Here is a 15,369-nt window from a genome sequence, read left to right as displayed (position 1 = left end):
AAAAAGAAAAACTCGAAAGAATTTACTCATACATACCAAGAATAACATGTTTAGTGCCGTTTATGGATGAATGCTTGCAATAAAAAAAGCGGGAAATATATCCCGCTTTGCTGGATTAACGACGTAATCCAAGTCTTCCGATCAATTCGCGGTAACGCGTGATGTCCTTGTTACGTAGATACGTTAACAAGTTACGGCGCTTACCAACCATTTTCAATAGACCACGACGTGAGTGGTGATCTTTCTTGTGTGTACGCAAGTGATCATTCAACTCATTGATTTGTTCAGTAAGGATAGCGATTTGAACTTCTGGAGATCCAGTGTCCGTATCATGTACCTTATACTCGCTGATTAGTTCGTTCTTACGCTCTTGAGTAATAGCCATCCTTTTCACCTCCTTAATAATAGAAACACCAATTACCGAGCAAACGTCGGTGACTCGATTTGCCAAGCAATGGTTATATGCACATTAAAATGTACAGTTATTATCATAGACTTTTTATAGAATAAATGCAAGTTTTTTATTACAGGGACTGTATGATTTCAAATGTTCTGCTTTTATCAGCATGAAGCTGGGCAATAAGTTCGTCTATTCCGCTAAATTTCTTCTCATCACGAATTCTCTTCAACCAAGTGATTCGAACATCTTCCCCATATATCTCTTTGTTGAAATCGAAGATATGAACTTCGAGAGATGGTTTTTTTTGATCATCTTTAAATGTAGGTTTGTACCCTACGTTCGCCATCGCGAAATAACTCTTATTATCGATGATAACTTCTACTGCGTAAACTCCTACTTTTGGCAATGAATATTGATCGGTGTCTAAGTTCGCTGTTGGAAATCCTATCGTCCGACCACGTTTATCGCCATGTATCACTGTGCCGGTGAGTGTATACCTTCTACCAAGGTAAGGCTGAAGCTCATCGACTAGACCTTCTTTAAGATGGTTTCGAATCAATGTGGAGCTTATTTTTTGACCATCTTTTTCGATCTTTTCAATAACAGTCTGCCCAAATTGACCGTTAGATTCTTTCACTAAAGTTTCAACATTACCTTTTCCATACTTTCCATATGAAAAATCAAAACCGGTAACAACGTGGACCACATTCAAACCAATCACATACTGATCAACAAACTCCTGCGTATCTAGACCCGCAAAAACATGATCAAATTTTACAAGATAAAATCTTTCTACACCCATCTCCTCTAGAATCTTCTTTTTTTCTTCAAGAGGTGTGATGTATGTCCAATTATGATCACTCTTGCCTAACACGACAGACGGATGCGGGTGAAAGCTCATAACAGCAGGAACAGCGTTGTTCTTCTTAGCAAGTTCTACTGCGGTGTTGATCACACGTTGGTGTCCTACATGAATTCCGTCAAAATAACCTAGAGCCAAAAAAGTTGGTGGAAGGTCATCTTGTTGAAAATGATGCGGATGACTTATAACAATCGTTTCCAAAAAACTCACCTACTAACTTCTTTCATTAATCAATGGCTAACACTTTAACCGGTTTTATTAAACCTGGTTTTGAAGGATGAAGCTCATATATGGCTAGACATTTTCCTTCTTCATTATAAACACCAAACGGGCTTTGTACCAAATCTTTTGGCGCTTCAAGCACAGAACCATTTTTTATCTTGAACAACAGCTCTTCTGAAACTGTCCATTTAGGAAAGTGAGAAATTCCTTTTTCAAGTGGAAACAAGTAATCTTCTAATGGCGTCTCTCCGCTTTCAAGCTGCTCAAATGTTACGCAGTCTTCAATAGAAAAAGGTCCAGATGCTGTTCTGATCAAAGATGACATGTGTGCAGGGTATCCAAGTCTTTCACCGATCTCAACAGCAAGCGTCCTCACGTATGTACCTTTAGAACATCGTACTCTAAATGAAAATACAGGTTGATCTTTACTTAAAACGTCACCATCGTCAATTAATTCGAGTTCATGGATGGTCACATTTCGTTTCGGGCGTTCAACAGTGAGTCCTTGTCTCGCATATTCATAAAGTTTCTTTCCGTTTACTTTAACCGCTGAATACATCGGAGGAACCTGTTCAATCTCTCCTTGTAAAGCCTTTAAAATGTCTTTTATATCAGAAAATGAGATATCTTTTACTACTTGTTTCTCTAGTACTTTTTCACCGTGAGCATCTTCTGTTTCTGTAGAGTATCCTAAAGTGACTTCACCTATATATTCCTTGCCATAGTCTGACATGTACTCTGCGACCTTCGTCGCTCTCCCTATACATATAGGAAGAACTCCTGTCACCTCAGGATCTAATGTACCTGTGTGACCCACTTTTTTCGTTGAAAAGATTCTTCGTATCTTTGCCACGCAATCATGTGATGTCATACCAGCAGGTTTCTTCAATGCCAAAATTCCTTGTCTTGCACTCATAAAAGCTTCTCCTTTGATCACATTATCTCTTTTTAATAAGCAAAAAATGGATAGACAAAATTAATTGCCTATCCATTTGCTATTATGGCTTCGGATGCTCTTCATTTTCTTCGTCTTCTTCATCCTCACGTTTGATATCAGACAAAAGACTCTCGATCTTGCTTCCATAATTTAGAGATTCATCAAATTTAAAAAAGATGTCTGGTGTTTTACGCATGCGGATGCGTTTTCCGATTTCTGTACGAATAAAACCTGTTGCTTTCGCTAAGCTTCGTAATGTTTGTTCCTTTTGATCGGCATCACCAAACACAGAAACATAAACAGTAGCCTGCTGTAAATCACCTGTTAAATCTACCGCCGTAACGGTCACAAAACCTACGCGGGGGTCTTTGATTTTTCGGCCTATAATGTCACTAAGCTCTTTTTTCATCTGTTCCCCAATACGATTGGAACGGATTGTGCCCATTTTTACTACACCCCGTTTCTTGCCACTTGCGTTACAGCCACTCGATGTTTGAACGTGTAACTTCCAACTCAGTAATAGATGTAATAATCGCAAGTGCTCTTTGCAATTCTTTTTCTGCTATTATTTTGTCCGAAGAAACGGTAACCATACTTATCTCGGCGCGCTGCCACAAATCTTGATGATCTGTTTCGGATACAGCCACGTTTAATCGTTGACGCAGCCTGTTTACCGCTTTTTGAACAACTGAACGTTTATCTTTTAACGACTGTGCTTCATAGATGAAAAACTCAACCGTTAAGAACCCGATCATTTTACTTTAATTTCTTCCATGATATAAGCTTCAATGATGTCGCCCTCTTTAATATCATTGAACTTTTCTAACGTGATTCCACATTCGTATCCAGCAGATACTTCTTTAGCATCGTCTTTAAAACGTTTAAGTGCATCGATCTTACCTTCGTAAGATACTACGCCGTCACGAATCAAGCGAACTGTGGAATCTCTTGTGATCTTACCTTCCGTTACGTAACATCCAGCGATCGTACCCACTTTAGAAACTTTGAAAGTCGTACGAACTTCAACTTGCCCGATAACTTTTTCTTCGAATTCCGGATCAAGCATCCCTTTCATCGCTGATTCGATCTCTTCGATTACGTTGTAGATAATTCTATGCAGACGAACATCGACTTTTTCAGCGTCAGCCGTACGTTTCGCACCATTATCAGGACGAACGTTGAAACCAATCACGATTGCGTTTGAAGCAGAAGCAAGCATGATGTCATACTCGTTGATCGCTCCAACACCAGAGTGGATGATTTTAACTTTTACGCCTTCAACATCGATTTTTTGTAATGAACCTGCAAGTGCCTCAACAGAACCTTGAACATCACCTTTGATGATAACATTAATTTCTTTGATGTCACCTTCTTTAATTTGATTAAAGAGGTCATCAAGGTTTAGTTTAGAAGACTCTTTACGCTGTGCATCCTGCTGTTTTTTGAAGCGAGATTCACCAACTTGACGAGCTTTTTTCTCATCAGCGAAGACCATGAACTGATCTCCGGCTTGTGGAACATCATTCAATCCAGTAATTTCAACAGGTGTTGAAGGTCCTACCGTTTTAACTCTACGTCCAAGATCGTTCACCATCGCACGAACACGACCAAATGTGTGTCCAACAACGATTGGATCTCCAACGTTTAACGTACCTGATTGAACAAGAAGAGTTGCAACAGAACCACGGCCCTTATCAAGCTGTGCTTCAATCACAGTTCCAATTGCTGTACGGTTTGGATTTGCTTTTAATTCTTCAACTTCAGAAACAAGGTTGATCATTTCAAGCAGATCGTCAATTCCATCACCTTTTATCGCAGAAACGTTTACGAAGATCGTATCTCCACCCCAAGCTTCAGAAACAAGTCCGTGCTCAGTTAGTTCTTGCATAACACGATCTGGGTTAGCAGATTCTTTATCCATTTTGTTTACAGCAACGATGATTGGAACTTCTGCTGCTTTTGCGTGGTTGATCGCTTCTACTGTTTGAGGCATAACACCGTCATCAGCAGCTACAACAAGAATCGTGATATCCGTTACTTGAGCTCCACGAGCACGCATCGTTGTAAACGCAGCATGTCCAGGAGTATCTAGGAACGTAATTTGTTTTCCGTTGTTCGTAATTTGATATGCACCGATATGCTGTGTGATACCACCCGCTTCGCCTGCAGTCACCTTCGTGTTACGGATCGCATCAAGAAGCGTTGTTTTACCGTGGTCAACGTGACCCATGATCGTAACGACTGGCGGACGAACTTGAAGATCTTTTTCTTCATCTACGATTTCGTAGTTTTCGAATTCAGTCTCATCAACGATGATTTCTTCTTCTACTTCTACATCGTAGTCAGCTGCGATCAATTCAATCGCTTCTTTATCAAGCTCTTGATTGATCGTTGCCATGATTCCAAGACCCATTAACTTTTTAATAATCTCAGAAGTATCTTTGTTCAACTTTTTAGCAAGTTCACCAACTTGTAGTGAATCAGTAAACGTAATCTTACTTGGCGTTTCTAGTACTTTCTTTTGAGGAGCTTGTTGTTGCTGGTTTCCGCCGCCTCTGTTTTGCTTGTTGCGATTGTTGTTGTTCTTGTTGTTGTTTCTATTGTTGTTTTGGTTTCTGTTGTTGTTATTCTTGTTGTTTGAATTGCTGTTATTGCTCTTGTTTTGGTTGCTGTTAGTGCTTTTGTTCTGATTGCTGTTGCTAGTTTTGTTTTGATTATTTTGGCTGTTAGTATTAGTGGACTTTGATCCTTTAGCTTGTGACGAGTTATTGTTCTCTTTTTTTATTTTCATATTACTCTCTTTTTGAACTTCCTTTTTATTAGATTTGGTGTCATTACCAGGGTTGCTATTTTTCACATCTGATTTAGGGAGTTGATTTTGATTTGTTGATTTTGGTTGATCTTTGTTAGACTTTGGACGATATGCTTCATCCAATTTTTTAAGAGCTGCCTGATCAATCATAGACATATGATTCGCAACGTGGACATCCATCGTTTTAAGCTTTTCAATAATGTCTTTACTTTGAACATTTTTCTGTTTCGCATATTCATATACGCGGATTTTACTCATATGTTCACCCCCGAGTTAGTGATCAAGAAGTTCCTTTAATTTCTTTGAAAATCCTTGATCATTTACAGCAACTACAACTCGTTGCTCCTTACCGATAGCCCTGCCTAAAATATTGCGATCTTCTATCCAAGCAAGATCTATTTTATAGTAAAGGCACTTATCGGTAACTTTTTTCTTTGTATTATCAGAAGCATCTTTTGATAGCAGAACAATTTTAGCGTTTTGCTTTTGGATGCTTTTCACAACTAGTTCTTCGCCGGAAATGACTTTACCGGCTCGAGCTGCTATTCCAAGAAAGTTTGCCCAAGGAGTTGGTTTCAAGATGTATGACTTCCTTTTTCTAGCTGTTCAAATAGATCAGCTGGAATCTTTGTTTTGAGATGTGACTCAAGAACCTTTTTCTTTTTTGCTTGTTCAATACAAGCTGGTTCATGACAAAGGTAGGCTCCTCTTCCGGATTTTTTCCCCGTCGTGTCGACAGAGACTTCTCCTTCTGGTGAGCGGACAATACGTGTTAATTCTTTTTTAGCCTTCATCTCTTGACAGGCTACGCATTTTCTCATCGGAATTTTACGTGTTTTCATTGTCTCCACCTCGTCTTTTCTTACTCTTCATCCTCATCAGTATCTTCAAAAAAATCACTGCGAGCGTTTGATGGATCGTACACACCTGATTCTATTGCTTCTGTTTCACTTTTAATATCAATCTTCCAACCTGTTAACTTTGCAGCTAGACGCGCATTTTGGCCTCTTTTACCGATCGCTAACGAAAGTTGATAGTCTGGAACGATAACCGTTGTCATCTTTTCCTCTTCATTCACTTGTACTTCTAGAACTTTAGCTGGACTAAGTGAATTAGCTACATATACGACCGGATCTTCACTCCATCGAACGATATCGATCTTTTCTCCGTTCAATTCGTTTACGATTGTTTGAACGCGTGCACCTTTTTGTCCAACACAAGAACCAACCGGATCTACTTCTGGATCAGCAGCATGAACGGCAATCTTTGAACGGTCACCCGCTTCACGAGCGATCGATTTAATCTCAACCGTACCATCATAGATCTCTGGCACTTCAAGCTCGAATAAGCGTTTTAAAAGACCTGGGTGAGTTCTTGATACTAAAATTTGAGGACCTTTTGTCGTCTTTTCAACTTTAGTAATGTACACTTTGATGCGGTCGTTCGTGGTATGAGATTCCCCAGGCATCTGTTCAGCAGCAGGAAGAAGAGCTTCCACTCTGCCTAGGCTGACATACATATAACGGTGGTCTTGTCGTTGAACGATTCCTGTGATGATATCTTCTTCACGATCAATAAATTCTGAGAAGATGATGCCTCGCTCTGCTTCACGTACGCGCTGTGTAACTACTTGTTTAGCTGTTTGAGCAGCAATACGACCAAAATCTTTTGGTGTAACTTCTTCTTCTACGATATCTTCTAATTCATAGCCAGGGTTGATCGCTTGAGCTTCTGCCACTGAGATCTCTTGACGATCGTCCTCAACTTCTTCAACCACATTTTTTCTTGAAAAAACACGGATACTTCCTGTGTCTCTGTTAAAATCAACACGAACATTTTGCGCTTGATGAAAATTGCGCTTGTACGCAGAAATAAGGGCTGCTTCAATTGCTTCAATAATAACTTCTTTACTAATCCCTTTTTCCTTTTCTAACAATGTAAGTGCATCCAAAAGCTCGGTACTCATTTGTCTTCTCCCCTCTTCATTAAAAAACAACCGCAAGACGGGCGTTGGCCACTTTAGCATAAGGTAACTCTACCTTTTTCACTTGCGTTTTCACTCTAATCTCCATGAACAGCGTTTCACCGTCAAAGTCTTTTAAAAGTCCTTCATATACTTTTTCGCCGTTTAATGGCTCATAAAGTTTAATGTTTACATTTTTGCCGATAGCATTTTTTACATCTTCAGGTTTCTTTAGCGGTCTTTCAACACCTGGAGAAGATACTTCTAAAAAGTAGGGCTGTTCGATCGGATCAAGTTCATCTAATTTTTCACTTAATTGTTCACTGACAGTCCCGCATTCCTCAATATCAATCCCATCCGTGGAATCGATATATACACGGAGAAACCAGTTTTTACCCTCTTTAACAAATTCAACGTCAACAAGTTCAAGTCCTAGTTTTTCAACGATTGGGGTTACAAGCTCTGTTGTGAGCTCTGTAATCTTCTGACTCATTGCTGCCCTCCTTCTTACTGAATGACCTCAAAACGTAACGAAAGAGTGGGGAGCCCCACTCTTTCGCCGACAGTTATTCATTCAACAGTATTTCCAAAAATACTATACCATAACCAATAAAATACTGCAACTTATCAAGCCTTCAGAAAGCCCTTGTTAAAAGAGCGAAAGCTGGTTTGCATCAGGCATTCCTTCTAAACATCCTTGGTCATCTAAGTACTCAATAATGGTCTTAGATAACTTCGCACGCTGCTGAAGATCTTCCTTAGAAAGAAATTCACCTTGTTCTCTTGCTTTTACAATGTTTAATGCTGCATTTGTACCTAAGCCTGCGATTGAATTGAAAGGTGGTATTAATGTATCACCTTCTACTAGGAAGTCTGTTGCGCTCGATCGATACAGATCGATCTTTTGGAATGATAGCCCTCTTTCACACATCTCAAGTGCAAGTTCTAGAACCGTTTGCAAGTTCTTCTCTTTTGTAGAAGCATCAAGACCTTTAGCTGAGATCTCTTCAATCTTTGTTCGTAATGCTTTAGATCCTCTGATCATAGACTCCACATCAAAATCATCCGCTCTTACGGTGAAATATGCCGCATAGAACCAAATTGGATAGCGAACTTTAAAATATGCGATACGAACGGCCATCAACACGTATGCTGCTGCATGGGCTTTAGGGAACATGTACTTGATCTTCAAGCATGAACCAATATACCAATCAGGTACATCGTTCTTCTTCATCTCTTCGATCCACTCATCCGGCAGACCTTTTCCTTTACGTACACTTTCCATGATCTTAAATGCAAGTGATGGCTCAAGGCCTTTATAAATCAGATAGACCATTATATCATCACGACATCCGATAACGTCTTTTAGCACACAAGTGCCGTTTGCGATCAGTTCGTTGGCATTGTTCAGCCATACGTCTGTACCATGAGAGAGTCCTGAAATCTGTACAAGTTCAGAAAAAGTACTTGGTTTTGTTTCTTCAAGCATCTGTCTTACGAACTTTGTTCCAAACTCTGGAATTCCTAGAGTGCCCGTTTTACACATGATCTGTTCTTCTGATACACCTAATACTTCTGGGCCTGAGAAGATTTTCATTACTTCTGGATCTGATGCAGGAATGGTCTTCGGATCAATACCGCTTAAATCTTGAAGCATCCGGATAACAGTTGGATCATCGTGCCCTAGTATATCAAGTTTCAATAAGTTATCGTGAATCGAGTGAAAATCAAAATGAGTCGTCTTCCATTCTGAACCACTATCGTCGGCTGGGAACTGAACAGGGCAAAAATCATAAATATCCATATAATCTGGAACAACAATGATTCCACCCGGATGCTGACCTGTAGTTCTCTTTACTCCTGTACATCCAGATACGAGGCGATCTACTTCTGCAGATCGAATCGTTAAGTTATTGTCTCCTGCGTATCCTTTTACATAACCGTAAGCCGTTTTTTCAGCTACCGTACCAATCGTACCTGCACGATACACATAATCTTCACCAAACAATTCTTTCGTGTAATTATGCGCTCTAGGCTGATATTCACCAGAGAAGTTCAAGTCGATATCCGGTACCTTATCTCCTTTAAATCCAAGGAACGTTTCAAACGGTATATCTTGTCCATCTTTTATATAAAGCACTTCGCATGTTGGACATTCTTTATCTGGAAGGTCATAACCGGATCCTACGGAACCATCATTAAAGAAATGGGATTCTTTACATTTCGGACAAACATAATGCGGAGGCAGTGGGTTCACTTCAGTAATCTCAGTCATTGTCGCAACAAACGACGAACCGACCGATCCACGCGATCCTACAAGATATCCATCGATCAAGGATTTCTTCACAAGTTTATGTGAGATCAAGTAAATAACCGCAAATCCGTGTCCGATAATACTCTTTAATTCTTTTTCCAGTCTCTTTTCAACTAACTCAGGAAGGTTCTCTCCATAGATGCTTTTAGCTCTGTTATAACTCATCGAGCGTACTTCGTCATCTGCGCCCTCGATCTTCGGAGTATATAGATCATCAGGGATCGGTTTGATCTCCTGTATCATGTCAGCGACCTGTCTCGTATTTTCACAAACTACTTTTTGTGCTTTTTCCTCACCTAAGAAAGAGAACAAGTCTAACATCTCATCCGTTGTTCTAAAATGAACATCTGGAAGAGTTTGTCTGTTTAGAGGGTTCGCTCCACCTTGAGAAGAGATCAAGATCTTTCGATAGATCGCATCTTCAGGGTTTAAATAATGAACGTTTCCTGTTGCGACAACCGGTTTGTTCAATTTCTCTCCAAGCTGAACGATATTAGAAAGGATCTCTCTTAAGTTCATCTCATCTGCGACTAATTCTCTTTCGATAAGATGATAATAGTTACTTGGCGGCTGAACTTCTAAGTAATCATAAAACTCCGCGATCTTTTCAACTTCTTCGATCGGTTTTTGCATCATACCTTCAAACACTTCACCTTTATCACAAGCTGAACCGACGAGTATACCTTCTCGAAGTTTGCTTAATCGTGATCTAGGGATACGTGGTGTTCGATAAAAATAAGATAGATGTGACTCAGAAACGAGCTTGTATAAATTCTTTAAACCTTCTTGGGTTGCAGCTAAGAGCGTACAATGAAACGGTCTTGATCGCTGAAATCCACCTTGCCCCATGTTATCGTTCAAACGGTCGTGATAGAAGATTTCTTTTTCAAACGTCTCTTTTAACAGTTTCCATAGCAGATAACCGGTTGCTTCTGCATCATAGATGGCTCGGTGATGCTGAGTAAGTTCGATATCGAACCTTTTACAAAGGGTGTTCAATCTATGATTCTTTAATTGCGGCAGCAGAAATCTTGCCAATTCAAGTGTATCAATAACAGGATTCTTCGCTTCGCCTAATCCTATCTTTCGTAAACCTTCGTTCAAGAACCCCATGTCAAAGCTCGCGTTATGAGCTACTAGGATATCATCACCCATAAACGTGTGAAAATCACGAAGCACTTCTTCGATCTCAGGTGCGTTCTCGACCATATCATCTGTAATTCCAGTTAATTCAATCGTTGTTTGAGATAGAGATTCATGAGGATTCGCGAACCTTTCAAAACGATCAATGATCTCTCCACCACGTATCTTCACAGCAGCGAGTTCAATGATTTTATTATAAACGGCTGATAAACCTGTCGTCTCAACGTCAAAGACAATGTATGTTTCATCCGTTAATTTTCTCGGCGCCTCATTATATGCGATCGGTACACCATCATCTACAAGATTTGCTTCAAGTCCATACAGGATTTTGATTCCGTTTTTCTTTCCTGCATTATAAGCTTCTGGAAAAGACTGAACACCAGCATGATCAGTTATCGCAATAGCTGGATGACCCCATTTTTTCGCTTGTCCCACTAAAGAGGAGACAGAGGATATCGCGTCCATCTGACTCATCGGTGTGTGAAGGTGAAGCTCAACACGTTTGTTGTCTTCTTCCGCTAAATCTTTTCTGAATTCAGGTTTGATCTCATTAATATCGTTAGCGATCATGACCAGATCTCTTACAAACGTATCATTTTGTATTCCGCCTCGAACTTTTAACCACATTCCCTTTTGAATACCTTGTAGGATAGGGATATCTTCTTTGTCTCGAGAGAAAATTTTAATGAGTAGAGAATCCGTGTAATCGGTAATTTTAAACGTTAAAAGCGTACGTCCGCTTCTAAGCTCTCTCGTTTCGGAATGAAAGACGTAACCTTGGATCGTTATGCGTCTTTCTTCATCTTGAATCGTTTGAATCGGAACAGGATCATCCTTGATCGAATATCCGATCATAATATCTGTTCTTGCTGCAGGACCTTCAGATCGATTGGCAGCTTTTTCTTTTTCAACTAAAGCTTCCATTACTTTATTCTGATCTTCTTGTTTTCTCTGTTCGATAAACTTTTGAAAATCTTCTTCAGAGTGTTTAATCTCTGTTTTTACCATTACAGAATGGAAACCAAACTGACTGTACATCTCTTTGATAACAGGAGATAGCTTTCTCTGCACCAATGCTTCTTCCGCATCATTTCTTACGGTCAAACACAAAAAATTTCCTTCGGCAATAGGATCTTGTGTAGAAAGCATGCTTCCTAGACTCGGTGCCGCTGTCTCTACTAACTTTTCTTTGCACAACGGCCAAAAACCAAGAAGCTCTTCTGCTTGAAAACTCTCCTTCGTTTGAATAGAAAAAGACACTGTAGCAATATGTTGAAAAGTTTGGCGAAGGCTGGCACTAAACCAAGCATAGCTGTCCGGCGTTAATGGGCGCAGGAGGCCTATAATAAAATGCCAGCTTCTATTTGCTTTATCTATCGTAAGTTTTTCGATCGTTCCTTCCGAAAAACCGGCTTTCATCTCAAGGGGCATACCTAGTTGTTCTAAAAGAAGCGATAGCCTTTCTTGTCTAATCTGCTGATCATTTCCGCTCATACGAACCTCCTTTTAAAGGGGTTTAATTATGTTTTCACATGACTAACCTACGTATTTTTTTATACGTGTCTTTATTTATTATACTATAGCTATAAATCTTTCAGCCTCGAATATCATCATAAAGATTAGATTCTAATTCGTAAAGTACAAAGAGAAAGGCACCTCTTGAATGAGAGGCACCTCCTCTATTAGTTTTATAGATTAACACAAAAATTCACTTTAATTCTTAAGTTTGTCCCACTCGTTTTTCATAAAATCGCTAAGTTCAGAAACTGGCACTTCGAAAGATTCTCCGCTCTTACGAATCTTCACTTCAACGATTCCTTCTGAAGCACGCTTGCCAACCATAACACGAATTGGCAATCCGATAAGGTCGCTATCTGTAAATTTCACACCAGCACGTTCAGGGCGGTCATCATATAAGCAATCAAAACCATCATTCTTGATCTGAATATACAATTCATCTGAAAGTGCTGCTTGTTCGGCATTCTTACTGTTGACAGCAATTAAATGAACATCGAACGGAGTTAGTGATAACGGCCAGATTAATCCTTTTTCGTCATTGTTTTCTTCTGCTACTGCAGCTAATGTACGAGAAACACCTATCCCGTAACAACCCATTGACATAATCTGATTCTTGCCATTTTCGTCCAAGTAAGAGGCTTTCATTGGCTCACTGTATACTTTACCAAGTTTGAACACATGACCGACTTCAATTCCTTTTGCAAAAACGATTGTCCCTTTACCATCAGGTGACAGATCACCTTCCACAACAAAACGAAGATCAGCTGTTTCATTAAACTCAAAATCTCTATTTGGATTAACATTCGTATAATGGTAGCCTGTTTCATTCGCGCCACAAACTGCGTTAACCATATAAGGGACTGTTTGATCTGCGATGATTTTAACGTCTTTTGACAAGTTGACCGGTCCGATAGATCCGTGTTCCGCGTTCAACCATTTTTTTGTTTCTTCCGCTGAAGCTAATTCTACTTCTTTAGCAGAAAGCACATTCTTAAGCTTGATCTCATTAACCTCATGATCTCCTCGGACTAACACTAAAACAGGTTGTTCGTCAGCGATATAAAGCAAAGATTTCATAACTTTTGATGGTGTAACCTTTAATAGCTCTGAAACTTCCTGAATTGTTTTTGCTTGTTTTGTTTCTACTTTCTCAAGCTCCATAAGTGTTTCAGATGAACGCTCTTCACGTATTACAACAGGAGCCATCTCGATGTTCGCTGCAAAATCTGAATCCGTTGAATACGCGATCAAATCTTCACCGATTTCTGATAAGACCATGAACTCATGATTATCTTTACCACCGATTGCGCCTGAGTCTGCTAAAACCGCTCGGAAGTTTAGTCCGCAGCGGCTAAAGATAGCGGAGTAGGCATCTTTCATCGCTTCATACGTAGCATCAAGACTTTCTTGTTTATCATGGAAAGAGTATGCGTCTTTCATAATGAACTCTCTTCCGCGCAGCAGTCCGAAACGAGGACGCTTTTCATCCCTGAACTTCGTTTGAATTTGATATAAGTTAAGAGGAAGCTTCTTATATGATTTCACTTCGTCTCGAACGATGCTTGTAATCACTTCTTCATGTGTAGCTCCAAGAGCAAAATCACGCTCGTGTCGGTCCTTTAGTCTCATAAGTTCCGGACCGTAGCTATACCATCGGCCACTTTCTTGCCAAAGTTCAGCAAGCTGCAGTGCGGGCATCATCATCTCTTGTGAACCAGCACGATTCATTTCTTCTCGTACAATATTCTCTACTTTATGAAGAACCTTTTTCCCCAAAGGTAGAAATGAGTAAATGCCGGCAGCATTCTGACGTATAAAGCCAGCTCTTAATAAGAGCTGGTGACTTTTTACGTCTGCATCTGCAGGAACTTCTCTTAATGTTGGCATAAACAATTGACTTTGTCTCATTATCTCTACTCCTCAAATCATCCCTGATTAACCAAGAAAAATTTTCTGTATATCATTCCATGTTACAACAAGCATCAATAGCATCAAAAAGGCAAATCCGATAAAATGAACCATTCCTTCTTTTTGTGGATCGATCGGTTTTCCTCTCAATGCTTCAACACCTAAGAATAAAAGGCGTCCTCCGTCAAGTGCCGGTAAAGGCAACAAGTTAAAGATTCCTAAGTTTACACTTAGTATAGCTGCCCACTGAAGTAGCATATAAACACCAGCTTTAGCAGCTTGATCTGTATATTCATAGATTCCGAGCGGCCCCGAAAGTTGGTCGATTCCATGCTGACCAGTAATAAGCTGTCCGAGACCCGTAAATATAGCTGTTGTCATAAACCATGTTTGTTTAGCTCCATATTCTAATGAACCAACAAAAGAGGATTCAGTATATGGATGTGCTCCGATAAATCCTTCGTTCTTATCATCAGCACCTTTGCGAGAGCCAAGCGTAACAGGAACCACTTTCTCTTCACCATCACGGTTTATCGTAAACATTAACTTTTCGCCAGGATTTTCTTGGATTACGGAAACTAACTCTTTCCAGTCGTCCATTTTTTCGCCCTGAACCGCAATAATTTTATCCCCTTTTACTAAACCGGCTTTCTCAGCGCCTGCTCCTTCTTGAAGGGTACCAAGTCTTGATTCATTTGTCGGTATACCTTGCATGAGTGAGAATACGACCAAGATCACAAAAGCAAGTAGAAAGTTCATAGCTGGACCAGCAAAGATAGCAAGTGTTCTCTGCATGATCGTCTTTGATCCAAACTGTCGATTATAAGGTGCGATTTGCATCTCTTGGTGATCTGCTACAAATAATGCATCTTCTTTAACTTTGTAAGTCGAAGATCCAGAGTCTTCATTTTCAAAACCTGTCAAATACAATTCGCGTTCTAGATCAGCTTTTTCAATGGTGATCGTCTTTTGAACCGGATACTTATCACGGTGATTTACAACGATCTTCTCCACTTCTTCTGCTTGGTTGAAGATCAAACCAACTCTGTGACCTGCCTTAAGTTCAATACCTTCTGGATCTTCTCCAGCCATGCGCACGAACCCTCCAAGTGGTAAAAGACGGATCGTATAGACCGTTTCCCCTTTCTTGAAGGCAAACACTTTTGGGCCGAATCCAATTGCAAACTCACGACACAAGATGCCTGCACGTTTTGCTAGCAATAGATGTCCGAGTTCATGAAAGAAAATTAAAGCACCTAAAATGATGATAATGGCTATCACAGTGTTCAT

The 15,369-nt window shown here is 39.9% G+C and carries 13 protein-coding genes; all 13 read right to left on the bottom strand.

Features of this window, described 5'->3' with window-relative positions:
* Nucleotides 1-115: 115 nt before the first annotated feature.
* The 13 genes from rpsO to rseP all read right to left on the bottom strand — a co-directional run bounded on the left by rpsO (nt 116) and on the right by rseP (nt 15,369).
* A complete protein-coding gene (gene rpsO, locus IHV10_RS06080; RefSeq protein WP_066240919.1) occupies nt 116-385 on the bottom strand; it encodes a 30S ribosomal protein S15 in 270 nt (89 codons plus the stop codon).
* 139 nt (nt 386-524) lie between these two features.
* Nucleotides 525-1,463: a riboflavin biosynthesis protein RibF gene (gene ribF, locus IHV10_RS06075; protein ID WP_197127756.1), complete on the bottom strand. Its 939-nt coding sequence runs from the start codon at nt 1,461-1,463 to the stop codon at nt 525-527.
* Between the two features lie 25 nt (nt 1,464-1,488).
* On the bottom strand, nt 1,489-2,400 hold the full coding sequence (truB, locus tag IHV10_RS06070) for a tRNA pseudouridine(55) synthase TruB (protein ID WP_197127755.1): 912 nt from the start codon (nt 2,398-2,400) through the stop codon (nt 1,489-1,491).
* Between the two features lie 82 nt (nt 2,401-2,482).
* Nucleotides 2,483-2,866: a 30S ribosome-binding factor RbfA gene (gene rbfA, locus IHV10_RS06065; RefSeq protein WP_197127754.1), complete on the bottom strand. Its 384-nt coding sequence runs from the start codon at nt 2,864-2,866 to the stop codon at nt 2,483-2,485.
* A gap of 31 nt (nt 2,867-2,897) precedes the next feature.
* Nucleotides 2,898-3,176, bottom strand: a complete 279-nt coding sequence (locus tag IHV10_RS06060; RefSeq protein WP_144700710.1) for a DUF503 domain-containing protein — start codon at nt 3,174-3,176, stop codon at nt 2,898-2,900.
* Complete coding sequence (infB, locus tag IHV10_RS06055; protein ID WP_197127753.1) at nt 3,173-5,491, bottom strand: translation initiation factor IF-2; 2,319 nt, start codon at nt 5,489-5,491, stop codon at nt 3,173-3,175. Before infB ends, IHV10_RS06060 begins: the two co-directional genes overlap by 4 nt.
* A gap of 15 nt (nt 5,492-5,506) precedes the next feature.
* Nucleotides 5,507-5,812 (bottom strand): YlxQ family RNA-binding protein, encoded by a 306-nt coding sequence (locus IHV10_RS06050; protein WP_197127752.1) that lies wholly within the window; start codon nt 5,810-5,812, stop codon nt 5,507-5,509.
* Nucleotides 5,809-6,075, bottom strand: a complete 267-nt coding sequence (gene rnpM / locus IHV10_RS06045) for an RNase P modulator RnpM (RefSeq protein WP_197127751.1) — start codon at nt 6,073-6,075, stop codon at nt 5,809-5,811. Before rnpM ends, IHV10_RS06050 begins: the two co-directional genes overlap by 4 nt.
* A gap of 20 nt (nt 6,076-6,095) precedes the next feature.
* Nucleotides 6,096-7,199 (bottom strand): transcription termination factor NusA, encoded by a 1,104-nt coding sequence (nusA, locus tag IHV10_RS06040; protein WP_066393741.1) that lies wholly within the window; start codon nt 7,197-7,199, stop codon nt 6,096-6,098.
* A 19-nt stretch (nt 7,200-7,218) separates the two neighbouring features.
* The gene (rimP, locus tag IHV10_RS06035; RefSeq protein ID WP_197127750.1) at nt 7,219-7,689 is read right to left on the bottom strand and encodes a ribosome maturation factor RimP; all 471 of its coding nucleotides are present in this window, start codon (nt 7,687-7,689) and stop codon (nt 7,219-7,221) included.
* A 156-nt stretch (nt 7,690-7,845) separates the two neighbouring features.
* On the bottom strand, nt 7,846-12,147 hold the full coding sequence (locus tag IHV10_RS06030) for a PolC-type DNA polymerase III (RefSeq protein ID WP_197127749.1): 4,302 nt from the start codon (nt 12,145-12,147) through the stop codon (nt 7,846-7,848).
* 219 nt (nt 12,148-12,366) lie between these two features.
* Nucleotides 12,367-14,079: a proline--tRNA ligase gene (locus IHV10_RS06025; RefSeq protein WP_197127748.1), complete on the bottom strand. Its 1,713-nt coding sequence runs from the start codon at nt 14,077-14,079 to the stop codon at nt 12,367-12,369.
* 27 nt (nt 14,080-14,106) lie between these two features.
* Entirely contained in the window at nt 14,107-15,369 is a 1,263-nt protein-coding gene (gene rseP / locus IHV10_RS06020) for an RIP metalloprotease RseP (RefSeq protein ID WP_197127747.1), read from the bottom strand.

This window comes from Fictibacillus sp. 5RED26 (assembly GCF_015903895.1).
In the GTDB taxonomy this organism is placed as follows: domain Bacteria; phylum Bacillota; class Bacilli; order Bacillales; family Fictibacillaceae; genus Fictibacillus; species Fictibacillus phosphorivorans.
This window is presented reverse-complemented; position numbering and strand designations above follow the sequence as displayed.